A 17,562-nucleotide genomic window follows, 5' to 3' on the forward strand; every position below is an offset into this window, starting at 1 on the left:
CCAACTTTCAAGAATTCTCTTCCGGCACAACTCTAGGGCAGACAGGTAAATATCCGGTGAATCGGACAATTTTACCGCCCGAAAGTTGCCTAGCCGGTAAATTGCTGGATCAGGATAACGGTAATGGCGACCGGGGCGACAAAACGCACCAGCAATTGCCACAGGGTGAACAGCCGGTCCGAGCGGATATCAAGTTGATCCTTCATCAGGTCGCTGGACACGAACCAGCTGACAAACAGGGCCATCAGCAGGGCGTTGAGCGGCAGCATGACGTTGGCGACAATAAAGTCGGTCACGTCGAAGATGGTTTTGCCCTCGAAGAAGGGCAGGAAGCCGAGGGGGAAGAAATCTTTCCACTGGTTGAAGGAGCCGACCATCATCAGGCCGATGGCCCAGCAGGCCAGACCCATCAGCCAGCTCATTTTTTTCCGTGACAGGCCTTTGTCCTCAAGCCAGGCGATGCAGGGTTCCAGCATGGCGATGGACGAGGTAAAGGCGGCAAAGGTCAGCAACAGGAAAAACAGCACCGCGACGATGCTGCCGCCCGGCATCTGCCCGAACGCCACCGGCAGGGTGACAAAAATCAGCCCCGGACCCTCACCGGCCGGGAGGTTGAAACTGAAGACGATGGGAAAAATCGCCAGCCCGGCCAGAAGGGCGACCAGGGTGTCCGACCCGGCGATGATGCTGGCGGCTCGGGGCAGCCGCACCCCTTCGGGCAGATAGGCGCCATAGGTGATCAGGGCGCCGACACCGACGGCGAGCGAGAAAAAGGCCTGGCCCAAAGCCAGCAGCGCGGCCCCACCATTGATTTTGGAAAAATCCGGGGCAAACAGGAAATTCAGGGTCTGGGCCGCATTGCCGACCGTCATATTGTAGACCGCCAGCAGCAGCACGATGGCGAACAGGGCCGGCATCATATATTTGATCACTGTTTCCAGGCCGCTGCGCACACCGCGGGCCACCACCAGGACAATGCCCAGGATATAAAGCGAATGCCACAGGGTCAGTTCGCCGAAGGAGCCCAGGTGCGCGTTAAACATCCCTCCGGAACCGGCCGCGTCCAGACCCGAGAATCCGCCCCCGGCAGCCTTGAAGATATAGGCCATGGACCAGCCGGCCACCACGCTGTAATAGGTCAGCGCCAGCAACGGCACCAGGATGGAAAACCAGCCGATGATTTTCCAGAAGGGATGCAGGTTGTTTTCCCGGATCAGCTTTTGCAGCGTGCCGAGTGCCCCCATCTTGCCGTGCTTGCCGAGCGCCAGTTCGCCCATGATCAAAGGCAGGCCGATGGCGAAAATAAAAAACAGGTACAGCAGCACGAAGGCGCCGCCGCCATTTTCCCCGGTGATAAAGGGGAAACGCCAGATATTGCCAAGCCCGACCGCGGCGCCGATGGCAGCCATGAGGAATGTGGCGCGGGAGGACCATTTTTCGTGAGTGAAAGTTGTCTCGGACATGATCGGGAGCCTCTAGGATATCATGATAAAGCTGGCAATTATATACAGGACGAAGGTCAGCCCGCCGGCCACCAGGGCATAGGGCAGCTGGGTGCGCACATGTTCCAGCAGGTCGCAGCCGGCAGCGATGGAGGACACGGCGGTGGTATCGGAAATGGGTGAACAATGGTCGCCGAAAATGCCGCCGCCGAGCACGGCCGACAACACCAGGCTCGGCGGCAGGCCCAGGGTCTCGATCAGCGGCATGCCGATCGGGATCATCAGGGCGAAGGTGCCCCAGCTGGTGCCGGTGGTGAAACTGACCAGCGCCCCGGCCAGGAACAGCATGGGCACGATCAGCACCAGCGGCACATGTTCCCCGGCCAGTCCGGCAATGAAGGTGCCGGTGCCGAGCAGTTTCAGGCTCGCCCCCAGCGCCAGCGACAGCAGCACGATCAGCACCAGCTGCAACAGCTCGCTCATGCCCTCGAAGCCGATGTTGACCAGGTCATGGTGGCTGAAGCGGCGGCTGATCAGCATCATCAGGTAAGCGACCAGGGTGGCGAGCGCGGTGGCATAGAGAATCGACTGGGTGCCGTCGCCCTCGGTGAGCGTGCCGTTGCCGGTCCAGTACATGAAAGCGAATATGCCGCCGATCAGCACGAAGAGCGGAATCACCATATAGCGCGCCTTGGTGGCGGCAAATTCCGGCAGGGCTTCATTTTCCGTGGCGGCCTGTTTGTCGGCCCGGGCCAGGGGCCCGTGCACCCGGTCCCTGAGCACCACATAGAAGACAATGGCGATGGTGGTGAGCGCGTAAAAATTCAGCGGCACCGAGCCGATCAGGACACTGACCGGACGGTCGATGTCATAGGTGCTGATCAGGCCCAGCACATAAGCCCCCCAGGCATTGAACATAATGAGGATACAGATCGGCGCGCTGGTGCTGTCGATGATATAGGCGAGCCGGGCCCGGCTCATGCCGAATTTGTCGAACAGGCCGCGCGACAGGATGCCGGCGGTCAGCACGCTGAGGTTGGACTCAATGAACAGCACCACGCCGGTCAGTGTGGTCATCAGCCCGACCCGGCGTCGTCCGCCGGCGAGCCCGGAGTTGACCAGTTTTTCCACCAGGGCGCTGACCCCGCCGGAATGCCTGAGGTAGGCAAGAAAGGCGCCGATCAGCAGGCTGAACATCAGGATCCGGGCGTTGCCGGGACTCTGGAACACGGCGATGATCCGTTCGATGCTGGCGAGGAAGCCCATGAAGGGGGCGTGGATGCCGGTCGCGGCCTGCAGTAAAGTCTCGGAACAATAGATAGCGAGGAACAGGGCGAGGATCACTTCCCGGCGCCACAAGACAACAATGATGGCAACCAGTGGCGGCAGTACAGAAAGCCATTCCATAAAATTTCCCCGACCAGATTATTTTGATTTATTATTTAATGTCGGCAGTATGGAAGAGGTTGCTGGGGCGGTCAAGCGTCACGATGACGGATGGCGAAGTTAATGTCCCGCTTTGTGGGGACTGACAAGTCTGCCGGGGGAACCTAGACTTGCAGCAAAAACCAGGGAGACATCAGGGTGATATTCTTTTCCAATAAAAACCGTCCCTTTGATCTGGGGCCCTATGCGCTGGAAAGATTGCCGCGGGATCCCGCAAAAATTGCTGCAGAAATGCTGCGGCAAAAAGTGCAGCAAAAATCCCCGGAGGGTGCAGCAAAAAACAGCCTGGGCCGGGCCATTATCCGCTATCATCAACTGTTTGAAAATTTCCGCGAACGCCCGCCGGCCAAAACCAGGGCGCCGCTGCCGGAGGATCCGCGCAAGCTGGTCGCTGACATGAAAGGCGGCGGCTATTTTCTCGACGCCAGCCACATGGGGATCTGCGAACTCAGCGAAAATTGCTGGCTCGACGGGGTCGAGGCTCCGGCCCACAGCCATGCCATCGTGGTGCTGGTCAGATACGGCCGGACACCGGAAGAAGGCACCCTGGCCCACGGCTGGGTCGCGGGCAACGAGCCTGCCGCCGCGGCGCTCAGGGCCCGGGAGATTGCCCTGTGCCTCGCCGGACAGATCAATATCTATGGCTGGTCGGCCCGGGTCCATGACGAAGCGGGCGAGGTGGATCTTGAGCGGCTTGCGGTATTGGCGGGCCTGGTGGTGCGCACCGACAATGGCATCGAAAGCCCCTACCTCGGCGACTGTTTTGCCCTGGCGGCCATCACCACCGATTATGCCCTCACCCCCGATGTGCCGCTGGCGGCCAGCGCCCTCAAGCAAGCCAAAGGGCTCGGCTATTATCTCGGTGCCGGCGGCGCGGTGCCGGGTATCGAATGGGACCGGCGACAAAAACGCCAGAGCCATATGAGCATCTACCCCATGGAAGATGTGCAGCGGGTCGACGAGCCCACCACCCTGATCCTGGAGGATGAGGTGCCGCGGGTGCCGAAACGGGCGGCCTTTTTCGAGCGGGCCCTGCGTGGCGACCTGGGGCCCAAGGCGCAAAAGGAGCGTGGTCGTTTCGCCTTCAAGCAGCCTTTGGCCTGGTCCATGCTGGGGCCGATCCGCGACATGGTGCCGCTGCAGGAGGGTGAGATCGCAGACCAGCAGGATCCCGCCTGTCTTGATCCGGCGGCAAACAGCCGGGCCCTCAAATCGCTCGGTTATTTCCTCGGCGCCGACCTGGTCGGCATCTGTGAAGTGCCGCGCTATGCCTGGTTTTCCCACAAGGAAGACGGCCGCGAGATCGCGCCCTATCACAAATATGCGGTGGTGATGCTGGTCGACCAGGGCTATGAGACCATGGAGGGGGCTTCGGGCGACGACTTTATTTCCGGTCCCCAGTCCATGCGCGCCTATATGCGCGGCGCGGAAATCTCAGGGGTGATGGCCGATCACCTGCGGCAGCTCGGTTTCGGCGCCCGGCCCCAGACCAATGCGGATTCCGACGTGCTGCATATCCCGCTTATTTTGCAGGCCGGCCTGGGTGAGCTCAGCCGCATCGGCGAACTGGTGCTCAATCCCTTTGTCGGGCCGCGCTTCAAGTCGGTGGTGATGACCACCGATCTGCCGCTCGAGGTGGACAAGCCGATCGACTTCGGGCTGCAGACCTTCTGTTCCAGCTGTTTCAAATGCGCCCGGGAATGTCCCTGCGACGCCATCCCCTGGGGCGACAAGGTTATGTTCAACGGCTATGAAATGTGGAAGATCGACGCCGAGCGCTGCACCCGTTACCGGCTCACCAACCAGCGCGGCGCCGCCTGCGGCCGCTGCATGAAAACCTGCCCCTTGAACAAGGTGGTGACCTGGGAAGGCAATCTGCTGACCCGGATTGCGAGCTGGATGGGAATCCACGTCAAGCCGCTCAAACCGCTGATGGCGCCGGCGGCGGCGAAAATCGACGACCTGCTCGGCCATGGCCAGCGCAACCTGGTGAAAAAATGGTGGATCGATCTGGAAGTGGTGGACGGCGAAGCGATCCTGCCGCCCAAAGGAGTTAACGAGCGGGACCTGGATGTGGACCGCAAGCTGGACCCGTCGAAGCAGAAGATCGCCTATTATACCGCCGACATGATGCCGCCGGGCGACCAGTTCGAGGAGCCGTTTCCGGTCGACCGCAAGGCGGCGCTGGCTCAGGCCGGAAAGCTGGAAACACCCGCCAAAGCATGGGAACGAAGAGAGAAGGGTGGTCCAAAGCCGGCCTTTTACGATCCGACGCCGCCCCGAGGTTGGGTCAAAAATCAGGATTGCTGAGGTAGCGCCACCGGCCGGAAGTTCCCGAACGAGGTCAGAGCGTAAAGCAGCAGGTGCAGGCCCTGGGTCAGGGCGCCGGCGGCGACAAACATGCCGGCGACCCGGGCTTCCGGTGCATTGACAAACCCGGTCATGGACAGGCAGACGCCGAGGAAAATCAGTTCCGAATTGGGCAGGAACGGAATCCGGGTCAGCACCATCTGGGCAGTGATCAGCAACACCCAGGTGGTCACCGGCACCTCCGGCAGCACCACGTTCCATTGCAGGATCTGCAGTCCCAGCACCAGCAGCAGCCGGCTGATATGGATGGTCAGCACCTTGCGTACAATGACCGGCGGCAGAGCCAGGATATGGCGGCGGAAACGGATCACCACCGGCACCAGGATCACAGTGATGACGGCGGCGAGGATCAGGTAGCTGGTCACCGACGGATCGGCGTTGGTGATGACCTTGATCTGGCCGGTCAGGAAAAAGATCGCCAGCAGGAACACCGTCATGCTGTTGGAGGTCAGCGCCGACAGGATGTTGTTGTCCTTGACCGTGGAAAAGATTTCCTTTTGACTGAGCTCGAGCCGCGGGATCGCCCAGAAGCAGAGATAGGCTTCTCCGGAATAGCCCATGACCCCGGTATTGAAGATTTTTTTGCGCACAAAAACCGGGAAGCAGCGCCACAGGCCCACGTTCCAGATCAGCCGGTAAATCAAAAGTTCGCTGGCCGGCTGGCACAGGTAGATGACAAAAAACAGCAGGTAGAACAGCGGCGCGGCGGGCAGGGCATGGCGCACCTCGGCCCAGCCGATCTGTTCGACCCGAAAGATCAGATAGAGGAAGATCAGGCCGGTCATCAGCCATTGCAGAAGTTTCAGACCCTGGCGCACCCGGGGCTTCTGCAGATGGGTGTGCAGCGTCTGTCCCAGCTTCTTCAGGCCTGTCACTTTTTCTTCGGTCATGGGCCGTTCAATCCGCGCTCGCGGGTTTCATGGTCAGCTGCTTGTCATGCAGGATGACGGCGTCTTCGGTGGAAATGAGGAATTTCTCCAGCAGCGGGGCGGCGCCGACCCGGAGGATTTCTTTTTTCAGCAGATGAATGTGTTCACGATACTGCCGGAACAGCCCTTCCCACAGGACATTCTGGTTGCGCGGATGCCGGTCGGCCAGGTGGGCCAGTTCGCCCCGGGCCAGCTCCAGCCAGCGGGTGAAAAATTCTTCGCCCAGTTCGTTGTTGCGGATGATGCAGAAACCGGCGTTGGGCAGGAACAGGGTGCCGTATTTCACGGCGCCGCGCAGATTGAGCGGCAGCGGGATATTGAGATAACTGGAAATATCGGCCGGGAAATAAATGTCCCTGCCCGGGTGACGCGCGAGGATATCTTCAAACCCGACCTCTTCGCGCAGGATGATACTGTCGGCATCCACCTTGACCAGCCAGTCGGCGTCGCTTTGGCTGAACCGGCGGCGCATCATCTCGATCATGCTCCAGTTGATGTGCATGTCCGGTATCAGCTGTTCCCGGCAGACAATGAAAGTATAGCCATGGCGGTCACAATAGCGCTGCCACTGGGCCACGGTTTCCTTGGCATAATAATCGATGTTCGGCGTGGCCAGCATCAGAACATCAATCTTCAGCGGCCGGGTCTTGTTGTCAGTCATGTTCTGCAGGGTCTCGCTTCTTTTTGATCAGCTGTTCATAGTGTGCGAACAGCCGCCGGAAATGCTCCTCCGGCGGAATGACTTTTTGTTTTGCCGCCTCTCCGGCCGCCTGGCGCATTGTCGCGGGGTCCCGCAGCAGGAAGCGGTGCAGGGCGTCGGTGCAGCCGGCAACATCGCCGGCTTTATAGAATTCCGCATAGTCCGGCCGAGCCAGGTCGGCGGCGCCGCCGAGGTTCGGCACCACCAGCGGCAGGCCGGCACACAGGCCCTCGGCGATCACCAGGCCATAGGTTTCGGCGGCGCTGCCGTGCAGCATGCCGTCGGCGCTGGCGAGGATTCTGGCCAGCTGGTCCCGGTCTTTGGTAAAGCCGGCGACACAGGTTCCCTTGTGGCGGCGGGCCAGCCGGTCAACCGATGTGCGGGCCGGGCCGTCGCCGATCAGGTAGAGCCCCACCGGACGCACCCGGTTGACCCGGTCGATCGCCCTGATCAGGCAGCCGATGCGCTTTTCCGGGTGATGGCGGCTGACCGAGATAAACAGCTTGCCGTCCGGATCGCTGATGCCGCATTTTTTCAGCAGCTCCCGGCGCAGCTCTTCCGAGCCCTTGTCCGGGGAAAAGGCGCTGGCGTCGATACCGAGGGGGATGGCATGGGCATTGCCAAGCCCGTGTTGTTGCAGCCGCTCGGCCAGCCAGTCGCCGGCGACAATGGTGGTGTCGAACTTCCGGCCCAGTTTGCGCAGGTAAGCCCAGAACCAGAAAAACAGTGCATCGACGCTGTCCGTACTCATAAAGCGGTCGAGAAAAGTATGGGGATAAACCGCCACCGGGTCCTGGTGGAAGAAAAAGCTCTTTATTGCCGGGCGCGGCCGCTTGTCCTGCCATGTGGCGGCGATCCAGCCGCCGCGCCAGGGCGAGGAGCCTTCCACCACATCGGGCTGTTCGCGCTCGAGGATGCGGTGAATTTCCTCCGCTTTCCAGAACAGGTGATAGCGTTTGTCCACCGGGATGGGCGGCGCTTCCACCCACTGGATGCGTCCGCCGTCACGTTGTTCCTCGCGGGTCTCGGGACCCGGGGCAATGATCAGGCAGTCATGTCCGGCTACTTTCGCCGCGGCCAGCTTCTGCTGGATATAGGTGCGGACACCGCCGCCCTGGTCGCTGTAGAATTCGGCAATGTCCACCAGCTTCATGACGGAAGGTGTCCCGGCAGCGGATCGGCGGCAATGGGGATCGCCGGGATGACCTGTTCCCGGGTTTCTTCCGGCAGGTCGAGGATTTCAATATAGTGCCCCAGCAGCACCCGCATGACATTTTCCCAGTCATGGCGCAGGGCGTTGACCCGGGCGGCCAGGCGCATGACGGTACGCAGGTTGGCGGAACTGATCAGCTGTTCGGCGGCGTCCACATAGCCTTCCCGGTCTGCCGGATCGACCAGAAAGCCGGTCTCTTCATGTTTGACCAGGCAGCGGCTGCCGCTGGCGTCGGCGCAGATGGTGGGCACACCGCAGGCCATGGCCTCCAGGGTGACATTGCCGAAGGCTTCGGTGACGCTGGGATTGAAGAAGATGTCCGAGGAAGCATAGGCCCGGGCCAGTTCCTCCTTGTGCAGGAATCCGGTGAAAATGGCCTCGGGCAGCATTTTTTCCAGTTTGCCCCGGGCCGGGCCGTCGCCGACCACCAGAATGCGGTGGGCCAGGCCGCGCCGCTCCAGCCGCCTGGAAAAATCAGCCAGCACATCCAGGCCTTTTTCCAGTACCAGCCGGCCGACAAAGGAAATGACGATTTCATTGTTCTGGATGCCCAGCGACTGGCGCCAGTTAAGATCGCGCCTTTCCGGGGTGAACAGATTGGTTTCCACACCGCGGCTCCAGATCCGGATATCCCGGGCCAGGTCAGTTCCCCGCAGGATTTCGGCAACGGACTCTGTCGGCACATAGACATGGTCACACCGCTGGTAGAAGTAACGCAGGTATTTGAGCAGATATTTTTCCGCCCAGCCCAGTCCGTAATAACGGAGATAGGTTTCATAGCGGGTATGGAAGGAGGCCACCACAGGCAGGCCGTTTTCCAGGCCGTATTTCTGGGCGGAATATCCCAGGTAATCGGGAGCGGACAAATGGATAATGTCCGGATCAAAGTCGTCCAGCCGTTCGCGCACCGATCTGGTCAGGCCAAGGCCGATCCGGTATTCGCCGCGACCCGGCACCGGGATGGAGGGAACGGAAACCACAGTGCCCGCATAATCGCGGATCGCCGGCGTGTCGGTGGTCGGTGAAAAGACCAGCACCTCAAAACCCTTGCGTTCGAGATAGGCCACCAGCCGGTTCAGCGCCAGGGCAGCACCATCCTTGATATAATTATAGTTGCCGGAGAAAAGAGCGACCTTGCGCCGCCGCCGGTTCTGTCCATTGTCCTGCGATAGATACTCCTGGTAGACCTGTTTCATTGGACGTCCCTGACACTTATTACTGTTCAGGTTATCGGTAGAACGCCAATGTGAAACTAATATGATAGGCGTCCCTGTTTTCCGGTGTTACGGTTACGTGGGGGCGCCGGTTAACCTTAATGGCGGAAAAGCGAGGTTTATTTGGGTCGAGTCTTCCTTGACATATAGTCTGGCCATGGCTTAGAAGATCGTGAGTATGTATGATTATTTTTCGTCTGCCTCAGAAGCAGGGCTGTCCAGTGGGAGCGGACAATTTAACCCCGTGATGTGACGAAATCTATATATGCTGCAATGGGAGAACTTACTGGCCGCGTACTTTTATATGCCCGGCCGGCAGACCGGTCTTTTCCGCTACTGGCTTCTCCCTTTTATTGTTTTAGAGAATTTCACCAAATTCTTGCTCAAAGCTGTAGGGAAACGGACGAATGAATTTGAATGTACCTGAGAATGTGACCAACCAGGCCCTCATCTCGTGGGTGGAAGAACTGGCCACCCTGTGTGAACCGAAAGACATTTACTGGTGTGACGGTTCCAAGGAAGAATATGACAGGCTGTGTCAGGAACTGGTTGATCAGGGCGTCTTTATCAAGCTGAATGAAGAAAAGCGGCCGGGATCTTTCCTCTGTCGTTCCGACCCGCGGGATGTGGCCCGTGTCGAAGACCGCACTTTTATCGCCAGTGAAAAAGAAGAAGATGCCGGCCCGACCAACAACTGGCGCGAACCGAAGGCACTGCGCGCCGAGATGGAAGGCTTCTACAAAGGCTGCATGCATGGCCGTACCATGTATGTCATTCCCTTCAGCATGGGACCGCTGGGATCAGACATTGCCCAGATCGGCGTGCAGCTGACCGACTCTCCCTATGTGGTGGTCAATATGTATATTATGGCCCGCATCGGCAGCAAGGTTCTGGATATTCTTGGCAACGGCAATTTCATCCGTTGCCTTCATTCTGTCGGCCATCCGCTGGAACAGGGCGAGCAGGATGTGGCCTGGCCCTGTGATCCGGACAACCGCTATATCACCCACTTCCCGGAAACCCGCGAAGTCTGGTCCTATGGTTCCGGTTACGGCGGCAACGCCCTGTTGGGCAAGAAATGTGTTGCCCTGCGGATCGCTTCCGTGATGGCTCGCGACGAGGGCTGGCTCGCCGAACATATGCTGATCGTCGGTATTGAAAATCCGCAGGGCGAGAAAACCTATGTGACCGGCGCTTTCCCGAGCGCCTGCGGCAAGACCAACCTGGCCATGCTGATCCCGCCGAAAGGCTATGAAGGCTGGAAAGTCTGGACCGTCGGTGACGATATCGCCTGGATCAAGCCGAAAGAAGACGGCAAACTCTACGCCATCAACCCGGAAGCCGGTTTCTTCGGCGTGGCCCCGGGGACCTCATACAAGTCCAACCCGGCCGCCATGGAGACCATTGCCTCCAACACCATCTTCACCAATGTGGCGCTGACCGATGACGGCGACGTCTGGTGGGAAGGCATGGGCGACGCCCCGGCGCACCTGATCGACTGGCAGGGCAATGACTGGACACCGGACAGCGATCGTCCGGCGGCTCATCCCAACGCCCGCTTTACCGCCCCGGCCAGCCAGTGCCCGAGCATCGACCCCAACTGGGAAGACCCCAACGGTGTGCCGATCGACGCCTTTATTTTCGGTGGCCGCCTGAGCACAAACTTCCCGCTGGTCTATGAAGCCTCGAGCTGGGAGCAGGGTGTCTATATGGCGGCAACCATGGGCTCCGAAGCCACTGCCGCGGCCGACAACCAGGCCGCCATTCGCCGCGATCCCATGGCCATGCTGCCCTTCTGCGGCTACAACATGGGCGACTATTGGAACCACTGGCTCAGCATGAAAGACAAGGTTGCACACCTGCCGAAGATCTTCCGGGTCAACTGGTTCCGCAAGGACGAGGAAGGCAAGTTCCTGTGGCCCGGTTTCGGCCAGAACATGCGGGTGCTGGAATGGATCATCGGCCGCATCAGGCAGGAAAAGAATGCCGAAGCCGGACCGCTGGGCGATATCCCGTCCTTTGGTGACCTGAACTGGAGCGGCCTTGAATTCGACCAGGAGTCTTTTGATAAAGTAATGGCCTATGAGCTTGAAGGCCTGGAGCGGGAAGTGGAAGAGGTGATCAGCCACTTCGAGAAAATGGGCGAGCATCTGCCCCGGGCTCTGGAATCAGAGCGCGAGCAGGCCAAGCAGCGCCTCAGCGCCTAATCTGACTAGAAATCAAAAAGAAAAGGCCTCCGACTGGAGGCCTTTTTTATGGATGATTTTACTTTGCCCTGCCGGCGTTGCGGATCGTAGGAATAAACATGGAGGTCACAGCGATCAGGCTCAGGATTGTGCCGCAGCCGATGAACAGCCAGCTGACGTCGACCCGGACCAGGATCCAGCCTGCGACCGAGGCGGACAGCGGCGACAACCCCATGACGATAAGCTGGAACAGGCTCATGACCCGGCCCATTTTTTCTTCCGGGGTTCTTTGCTGGATCCAGGAAAAGAACCTGACCTGGACGAAGCCGATCAAGATGCCGACGATGGCCATCCAGATGCTGCCGGTCAGGGTGCTGGTGATCTGGCCGAACCCGGCCAGGGAAAGCCCGAGGATAAAATCCACGCTGAGCACCAGTGCACCCAGGGTTTTGAACGGGGGTGACCATTTTGTGCCGGACAGGATGAGTCCTGTCAGGATGCCGATCCCGTTGAAGGCCATCAGGGTGCCGTAGGCGGCGGCGCCCCCATCAAGGCGGCTTTCCGCCAGCACCGGCATGCCAACCTGGATCGGACCGATGGAAAAAATCTGGATCAGGCCGACATAGAGCATCATGCTTCTCAGCTCCACGTCTTTCAGCACATTCAAAATGCCTTCAAACAAGAGGGCGAAAACATTTCCCGATGCCGGGGTCTCCTTGACCTTCACCCTGACCATAAAGAGAGTCAGGGCCGAAAGCAGGAAACTCAAGCTGTCGAGAGCGAAGACTAGGGCGAGGCCGGTCACATCTTCCATGGCTGCAGAGTCGGCGCTCGCCGAATTATCACTGCCGGCAATGATCAGGCCCGCCAACATGGGACCGATGAACATGCTGACCTGGCGCATACCCATCATCAGGCTGTTGGCCTTGGGAAGCCGTTCCCGCTTGACCACAAAGGGCAGCATCGCCGGGCCGGCCGGGAAGGCAAAGGCGCTGGCGAGGCCGATACCGGCGGCAAGTCCGTAGAGCATCGGCAGGGTCAGCAACTCGGTGTAAATCAGATAGGCCAAACTCCCCAAGAGCAGCGTGCTTATATATTTTGAAATCAGCAGCACCTTCTTGGGCGAGAATTTATCGACAAAGGCCCCACCCATCAGGATAAAGGCGGCCCGGGGCAGGCCGATGGTGGCCATCATCAGGCCGAGGGCCAAGGGATCGCCGGTCAGCTTCAGGGTCAGCCACGGCAGGCCGATCAGGGAAAACTGGTCCCCCAGCAGGCTGATGAAGCCGCCGCCGAGCAACCAGGCAAAGCTGCGGTTGCGGCGCCGTTCGGTTACCTCCCCTTGCGGGGAGTAGGCTTTGGTGTCGGGGGCGTCGTTCATGGTTTTATTTATTCCGTAGGGCCCTGCCAGCGGGTGACCAGGTCGGTGTCCAGGTCGAACAGGTCGAGTACCCGCCCCACCGAATGATTGATGATGTCATCAATCGTTTGCGGATTTGTGTAAAAGGCGGGCATCGGCGGGGCGATCACCGCGCCCAGCAGGCTGGCCTCATACATCAGCTTGCAGTGGCCGGTGTGCAGCGGCGTTTCCCGCGGCATAATCACCAGCCGGCGCTGTTCCTTGAGCGTCACGTCGGCGGCCCGGGTCAGCAGGGTGTCGGCGCGCGAGTGCACAATATCCGACAGGGTTTTCATGGCGCAGGCGGCGACAATCATGCCGTCCGCCCGGAACGAGCCGCTGGCGATACTGGCGGCCATGTTGGAATTTTTATGCACCGCATCGGCCAGGGCCTCGACATTCTTCACGTCATAGTCGGTCTCGAGGCCGATATTCATGCGCCCGGTGTTGCTCATCACCAGATGGCTTTCCACCTGGTCCAGCTCCCGTAGCGCTTCCAGCAGCCGGATACCGTAAATGACGCCGCTGGCGCCGGCGATGCCGATAATCAGTTTCATTTTCTTGTCCATGCTCCAGCCTTACACCCTCCCCCGCCTGTTTGCAATATGGCACAGGGATACGCATTGACGGTAAGGCGGGAAATTTCTGTCGGCGCGCTATATACATGCAACCCAGGCCCACAATTTATTGCAGGCCACTCTGTTACGGGATAGGCTTGCAGGCAGATCAGATTCAGGGCGGAAATATTTTGCCGCTTTGTGATCCGGGGTGGGTGCCGCATCGTACCACTGTTATGACGTTAAGTGCTGTGGCAGAGATACCGAGCCAGCTTCTGGCACGTCGCCCCGGGGCAAAAAATCCACCCGTCAAGCGAAGGGACAAAATTTTCCCGCTGGAGAAAAAAGCCATTACCGGGGACCGGGATCAGGAGGAAGGAGCCAGACTGCTGGAGCGGATTGCGACCCATCGCGACCGCGACGCCTTTGTCTGCCTGTATGAGCTGTTCGCTCCGCGGCTGAAGAGTTTCCTCATGGGCCGCAAGCTCGATGAACAGGCCGCGGAAGACCTGCTGCAGGAGGTCATGCTCAAGATCTGGCGCAAGGCCGGCAGCTATAACGCGGCGAAAGCCCGGGTCTCTACCTGGATCTTTACCGTGGCCCGCAACAGCCACATCGACAAAATCAGGCGGCAGAAAGTGATTGAGCTCGATGCAGACGATCATCTGCCGCAGATGGTTGACGATAATGAAACCGATGAACTGGTGGCCGCCGGCCAGACCGCGGACGCGGTGCGGCAGGCCATAGACAGTCTCCGGCCCGAACTGAGCGAGGTGATTTCCAAGGCCTTCCTGGAGGAAATGTCCCATACCGAAGTCGCCGAGGCGCTGGGCCTGCCGCTGGGGACGGTGAAATCGAGGATCCGGCTGGCGGTCAGCAAATTGAGACAGTCGCTTGGGGAACACAGAGAGACGATAATATGAGTAACGCTCTGGTTACAGACGAATGGATTCTGTCCTATGCGGCCGGCGGCCTTGATCAGGGGCACGCCCTGCTGGTTGCCACCCAGGCCGCCATGCGTCCGGAAGTCCGCCGCAAGGTCAGTGAAGCCGAGGCGGTCGGCGGCGCCCTGCTGGAGACATCTGCAACAATGCCGGTGAGTGACGGCCTGCTGGATAAAATCCTCTCCCGGCTGCCGGAAGCGGAACCGGAAGAACGTCCGCAGGTCAAGATTACCGGCTTGCCGGCGCCCCTGGCCGATTATCTCGGGTGCGGGCTCGAGGATCTTGACTGGCGTTTCATGGGGCCGGGCCTGAAAAATGTCCGGCTCTGGACCGGGCCCCGTGGCGAGCGGCTGTGGCTGCTGCGCGCCACGGGCGGGATCACCATTCCCGAGCATGGCCACCGCGGCGTGGAGATGACCCTGGTGCTCCGCGGCCGTTACCACTGCGGCGCCGAGAGTTTCGGTCCGGGCGACATGGACCTGGCCGATGACGATAAAATCCATCAGCCGGTAATTGATCCCGGCGAGGATTGTATCTGCCTGGTCTTGACCGAAGCGCCGCTCCGGTTCAATTCCCTGATCGCCCGCATCGCCCAGCCGCTGATCGGGCTATAGTCGTCACCTCATTGATGATTGGATAAAAGGCCGACATAAATATTGTATTGTCCGGCCGTTATCGTTTAGGGTCGGTTGTCTGAGATTTGACGTCAATATTTTTCCCCGGGAGGCCTCTCATGGAACTCAAGAACCAGACCCTGATCCGCACCAAATCCTATATCAACGGCCAATGGTGTGACGCCGATGACGGCAGGGAATTTGTTGTCACCGATCCGGCCACCGGCGCCGAGCTCGCCCGGGCGGCCGATTGCGGCGCGGCCGAGACGGCCCGCGCCATCTCCGCGGCGCAACAGGCGTTCGCCAGCTTTAAAATGACCACGGCCAAGGAGCGGGCGGCCCTGCTCAGGCGCTGGCACCAGCTGATCATGGATAACCAGGAAGACCTGGCGGTGATCCTCAGCGCCGAACAGGGCAAGCCGCTGGCGGAATCCCGGGGCGAGATCGCCTACGGCGCCTCCTATCTGGAATGGTATGCAGAAGAAGCCAAACGCGCCTACGGCGACGTGATCCCGACCTTTGCCAACGACAAACGCATCATCACCCTCAAGCAGCCGGTCGGCGTGGTGGCCGCGATCACCCCCTGGAACTTCCCCAGCGCCATGATCACCCGCAAGGTGGCGCCGGCGCTGGCGGTGGGTTGTCCCATTGTGGTCAAACCCAGCGAGGAAACGCCGCTGTCCGCCCTGGCCCTGGCAGAGCTTGCGGAACAGGCCGGTTACCCGGCCGGGGTGTTCAGTGTGGTCTGCGGCACCGATGCGGCGGTCATCGGCGGTGTCATGACGTCAAATCCCAGCGTGCGCAAGATCAGTTTCACCGGTTCCACCCGGGTCGGCAAGCTGCTGATGGAGCAGTCGGCCAGCACGGTCAAGAAAGTGTCCATGGAGCTGGGCGGCAATGCGCCGTTCATTGTGTTTGATGACGCCGATCTGGATGCGGCGGTGGCCGGCGCTATGGCCAGTAAATATCGCAACGCCGGCCAGACCTGCGTTTGCGCCAATCGCCTCCTGGTGCAGGACGGGGTCTATGACGCTTTTGCTGACAAGCTGGCCGAGGCTGTCGCCGGGCTTAAAACCGGCGCCTATACCGTGGAAGGCGCCAATGTGGGGCCGCTGATCAACCGGGCGGCCCTGGCCAAGGTGAACGGCCTGGTGCGCGACGCCCTGGACAAGGGGGCGACGGCGCTGGCCGGTGGCGTCGGCACCGACGGCGACAGCCAGTTTTATACCCCGACGATCCTGACCAATGTGACCGCGGAAATGGACATCTTCAACGAGGAAATTTTCGGTCCGGTGGCGCCGCTCTATCGCTTTGGCACCGAGCAGGAAGCCATCGAGATGGCCAATGACACGCCGTTCGGCCTCGCCTCCTATTTCTATGCCCGGGACATGGGCCGGGTCTGGCGCGTCAGCGAGGCGCTCGAGTACGGCATGGTCGGCATCAATGAAGGCATTATTTCCAACGAGGCGGCGCCGTTCGGTGGGGTCAAGGAAAGCGGCATCGGCCGTGAGGGCTCCCGCTATGGCCTCGACGATTACCTGGAACTGAAATACCTCTGCATGGGTGGAATTTAGGGAGGCGGGATTTAAGGGGGCGGGATCTGACGCCGGGCGGTTTACGCCGCCGTCATCGGGAAATCCCGTTCGCAACATTTTGCTATATAATCGACAAACAGCCGAAGCCGGGTCGACAGGAACCGGTTGGGCTGGAAGATGGCGTACAGGTTGCGTTCCGGCCGGGAAGTATAGCCCTCCAGCAGCGGCACCAGCTGACCGCTTGAGATTTTGTCGCTCAGGTAAAAAGCCGGCGTAATCATAATGCCGATGCCCTGGCAGGCGGCTTCGATCATCATCGCGGCATTATCCGCCCGGAACGTACTGGTGAGGCTGACGGTGCCTTCCCGGCCGTCCGGCCCCTTGTAGCGCCAGTCGTGGGCCCCCTTGTTGCGGGTATAGGCCAGCACATTGTGCCGGACCAGCTCTTCCGGGGTTTGCGGGGTGCCATGTCGTTCAAGATAGTCGGAACTGGCGCAGACCACCATCGGACAGGCGGCCAGCTTGCGCGCGATCAGGCTCGAATCCTCCAGCACGCCAATGCGGACCACCACATCATAATCCTCCTCGGCGATATTGATCAGCCGGTCGTCGAAGGCGACGTCCAGGGTGACTTCCGGATGTTTCACCGCAAAGGCGGCGATCGGCCCCTTCAGGTAGCTGTTGCCAAAAGCCATGGGCACATTGACCCGCAGCCGGCCGCGGGGGGTGGTCTTGAGTTCGTTGAGCTGCTCGGTGACTTCGCGGATGTCCTCCAGGGCCCGGCTCGCCCGCTCATAGAACAGCGCCCCTTCCTCGGTCAGCGACACCCGCCGGGTGGTCCGGTTGAGCAGCTTCACTTTCAGGGTATGTTCCAGGTTCTGGACCTGTTTCGAGACCGCCGAACTGGTGATGCCGAGGGTGCGCGCGGCCCCGGCGAAGCTTTCCTGCCGGGCGACCTCGATAAAGATGCTGATGCGGGACAGATGATCCATGGGCCGAGTATCGCTTATTAT

General features: G+C 60.2%; 14 protein-coding genes. 5 read left to right on the forward strand and 9 right to left on the reverse strand.

All coding sequences use genetic code 11. From position 1 onward, the window contains the following. Positions 1–89: 89 nt before the first annotated feature. Complete coding sequence (locus FIV46_RS04350; RefSeq protein WP_139938797.1) at positions 90–1,463, reverse strand: sodium-dependent transporter; 1,374 nt, start codon at positions 1,461–1,463, stop codon at positions 90–92. Between the two features lie 12 nt (positions 1,464–1,475). Continuing rightward, a complete protein-coding gene (locus FIV46_RS04355; protein WP_139938799.1) occupies positions 1,476–2,849 on the reverse strand; it encodes a Na+/H+ antiporter NhaC family protein in 1,374 nt (457 codons plus the stop codon). Positions 2,850–3,026: 177 nt separating this feature from the next. Between FIV46_RS04355 and FIV46_RS04360 the strand changes: the two genes are divergently transcribed. Beyond that, positions 3,027–5,198, forward strand: a complete 2,172-nt coding sequence (locus tag FIV46_RS04360) for a reductive dehalogenase domain-containing protein (protein ID WP_139938801.1) — start codon at positions 3,027–3,029, stop codon at positions 5,196–5,198. On the opposite strand, the gene FIV46_RS04365 is transcribed toward FIV46_RS04360, so the two are convergent. The 4 genes from FIV46_RS04365 to FIV46_RS04380 are packed head-to-tail and all read right to left on the reverse strand — an operon-like array spanning position 5,186 to position 9,296. Continuing rightward, entirely contained in the window at positions 5,186–6,148 is a 963-nt protein-coding gene (locus tag FIV46_RS04365) for a hypothetical protein (RefSeq protein WP_139938803.1), read from the reverse strand. The genes FIV46_RS04360 and FIV46_RS04365 overlap by 13 nt on opposite strands. Before the next feature lie 7 nt (positions 6,149–6,155). Continuing rightward, a complete protein-coding gene (locus tag FIV46_RS04370; RefSeq protein WP_139938805.1) occupies positions 6,156–6,848 on the reverse strand; it encodes a glycosyltransferase family protein in 693 nt (230 codons plus the stop codon). Further along, positions 6,841–8,040: a glycosyltransferase gene (locus tag FIV46_RS04375; RefSeq protein ID WP_139938807.1), complete on the reverse strand. Its 1,200-nt coding sequence runs from the start codon at positions 8,038–8,040 to the stop codon at positions 6,841–6,843. Before FIV46_RS04375 ends, FIV46_RS04370 begins: the two co-directional genes overlap by 8 nt. Next, positions 8,037–9,296 carry a glycosyltransferase family 4 protein gene (locus FIV46_RS04380; RefSeq protein WP_139938809.1) on the reverse strand — a complete coding sequence of 420 codons (1,260 nt, stop codon included), beginning with the start codon at positions 9,294–9,296 and terminating at the stop codon, positions 8,037–8,039. The genes FIV46_RS04375 and FIV46_RS04380 overlap by 4 nt, the downstream gene beginning before the upstream one ends. A 425-nt stretch (positions 9,297–9,721) precedes the next feature. Between FIV46_RS04380 and FIV46_RS04385 the strand changes: the two genes are divergently transcribed. Next, entirely contained in the window at positions 9,722–11,521 is a 1,800-nt protein-coding gene (locus tag FIV46_RS04385) for a phosphoenolpyruvate carboxykinase (GTP) (RefSeq protein ID WP_139938811.1), read from the forward strand. A gap of 58 nt (positions 11,522–11,579) precedes the next feature. Here FIV46_RS04385 and FIV46_RS04390 read toward each other — a convergent pair whose 3' ends face one another. Continuing rightward, positions 11,580–12,881, reverse strand: a complete 1,302-nt coding sequence (locus FIV46_RS04390) for an MFS transporter (RefSeq protein WP_139938813.1) — start codon at positions 12,879–12,881, stop codon at positions 11,580–11,582. A gap of 8 nt (positions 12,882–12,889) precedes the next feature. After that, positions 12,890–13,456 carry a UbiX family flavin prenyltransferase gene (locus FIV46_RS04395; protein ID WP_139938815.1) on the reverse strand — a complete coding sequence of 189 codons (567 nt, stop codon included), beginning with the start codon at positions 13,454–13,456 and terminating at the stop codon, positions 12,890–12,892. 236 nt (positions 13,457–13,692) lie between these two features. Between FIV46_RS04395 and FIV46_RS04400 the strand changes: the two genes are divergently transcribed. From FIV46_RS04400 to FIV46_RS04410, 3 genes are all read left to right on the forward strand, one after another. Beyond that, positions 13,693–14,379: a sigma-70 family RNA polymerase sigma factor gene (locus tag FIV46_RS04400; protein WP_139938817.1), complete on the forward strand. Its 687-nt coding sequence runs from the start codon at positions 13,693–13,695 to the stop codon at positions 14,377–14,379. Further along, positions 14,376–15,014, forward strand: a complete 639-nt coding sequence (locus tag FIV46_RS04405) for a ChrR family anti-sigma-E factor (protein ID WP_139938819.1) — start codon at positions 14,376–14,378, stop codon at positions 15,012–15,014. The genes FIV46_RS04400 and FIV46_RS04405 overlap by 4 nt, the downstream gene beginning before the upstream one ends. Before the next feature lie 119 nt (positions 15,015–15,133). Continuing rightward, positions 15,134–16,588, forward strand: a complete 1,455-nt coding sequence (locus FIV46_RS04410; RefSeq protein ID WP_139938821.1) for an NAD-dependent succinate-semialdehyde dehydrogenase — start codon at positions 15,134–15,136, stop codon at positions 16,586–16,588. Positions 16,589–16,629: 41 nt separating this feature from the next. On the opposite strand, the gene FIV46_RS04415 is transcribed toward FIV46_RS04410, so the two are convergent. Beyond that, a complete protein-coding gene (locus FIV46_RS04415) occupies positions 16,630–17,541 on the reverse strand; it encodes a LysR family transcriptional regulator (RefSeq protein ID WP_139938823.1) in 912 nt (303 codons plus the stop codon). Between the last annotated feature and the right edge of the window lie 21 nt (positions 17,542–17,562).

The organism is Emcibacter nanhaiensis, from assembly GCF_006385175.1.
In the GTDB taxonomy this organism is placed as follows: Bacteria; Pseudomonadota; Alphaproteobacteria; order Sphingomonadales; family Emcibacteraceae; genus Emcibacter; species Emcibacter nanhaiensis.

Excerpts from the sequence above, each read along its gene's own strand:
- FIV46_RS04355 (WP_139938799.1), bottom strand. The coding sequence starts at position 2,849 with ATGGAATGGCTTTCTGTACTGCCGCCACTGGTTGCCATCATTGTTGTC.
- FIV46_RS04410 (WP_139938821.1), top strand. The coding sequence starts at position 15,134 with ATGGAACTCAAGAACCAGACCCTGATCCGCACCAAATCCTATATCAAC.
- FIV46_RS04365 (WP_139938803.1), bottom strand. The coding sequence starts at position 6,148 with ATGACCGAAGAAAAAGTGACAGGCCTGAAGAAGCTGGGACAGACGCTG.
- FIV46_RS04385 (WP_139938811.1), top strand. The coding sequence starts at position 9,722 with ATGAATTTGAATGTACCTGAGAATGTGACCAACCAGGCCCTCATCTCG.
- FIV46_RS04395 (WP_139938815.1), bottom strand. The coding sequence starts at position 13,456 with ATGAAACTGATTATCGGCATCGCCGGCGCCAGCGGCGTCATTTACGGT.
- FIV46_RS04380 (WP_139938809.1), bottom strand. The coding sequence starts at position 9,296 with ATGAAACAGGTCTACCAGGAGTATCTATCGCAGGACAATGGACAGAAC.
- FIV46_RS04415 (WP_139938823.1), bottom strand. The coding sequence starts at position 17,541 with ATGGATCATCTGTCCCGCATCAGCATCTTTATCGAGGTCGCCCGGCAG.
- FIV46_RS04350 (WP_139938797.1), bottom strand. The coding sequence starts at position 1,463 with ATGTCCGAGACAACTTTCACTCACGAAAAATGGTCCTCCCGCGCCACA.
- FIV46_RS04405 (WP_139938819.1), top strand. The coding sequence starts at position 14,376 with ATGAGTAACGCTCTGGTTACAGACGAATGGATTCTGTCCTATGCGGCC.
- FIV46_RS04370 (WP_139938805.1), bottom strand. The coding sequence starts at position 6,848 with ATGACTGACAACAAGACCCGGCCGCTGAAGATTGATGTTCTGATGCTG.
- FIV46_RS04390 (WP_139938813.1), bottom strand. The coding sequence starts at position 12,881 with ATGAACGACGCCCCCGACACCAAAGCCTACTCCCCGCAAGGGGAGGTA.
- FIV46_RS04400 (WP_139938817.1), top strand. The coding sequence starts at position 13,693 with ATGACGTTAAGTGCTGTGGCAGAGATACCGAGCCAGCTTCTGGCACGT.
- FIV46_RS04375 (WP_139938807.1), bottom strand. The coding sequence starts at position 8,040 with ATGAAGCTGGTGGACATTGCCGAATTCTACAGCGACCAGGGCGGCGGT.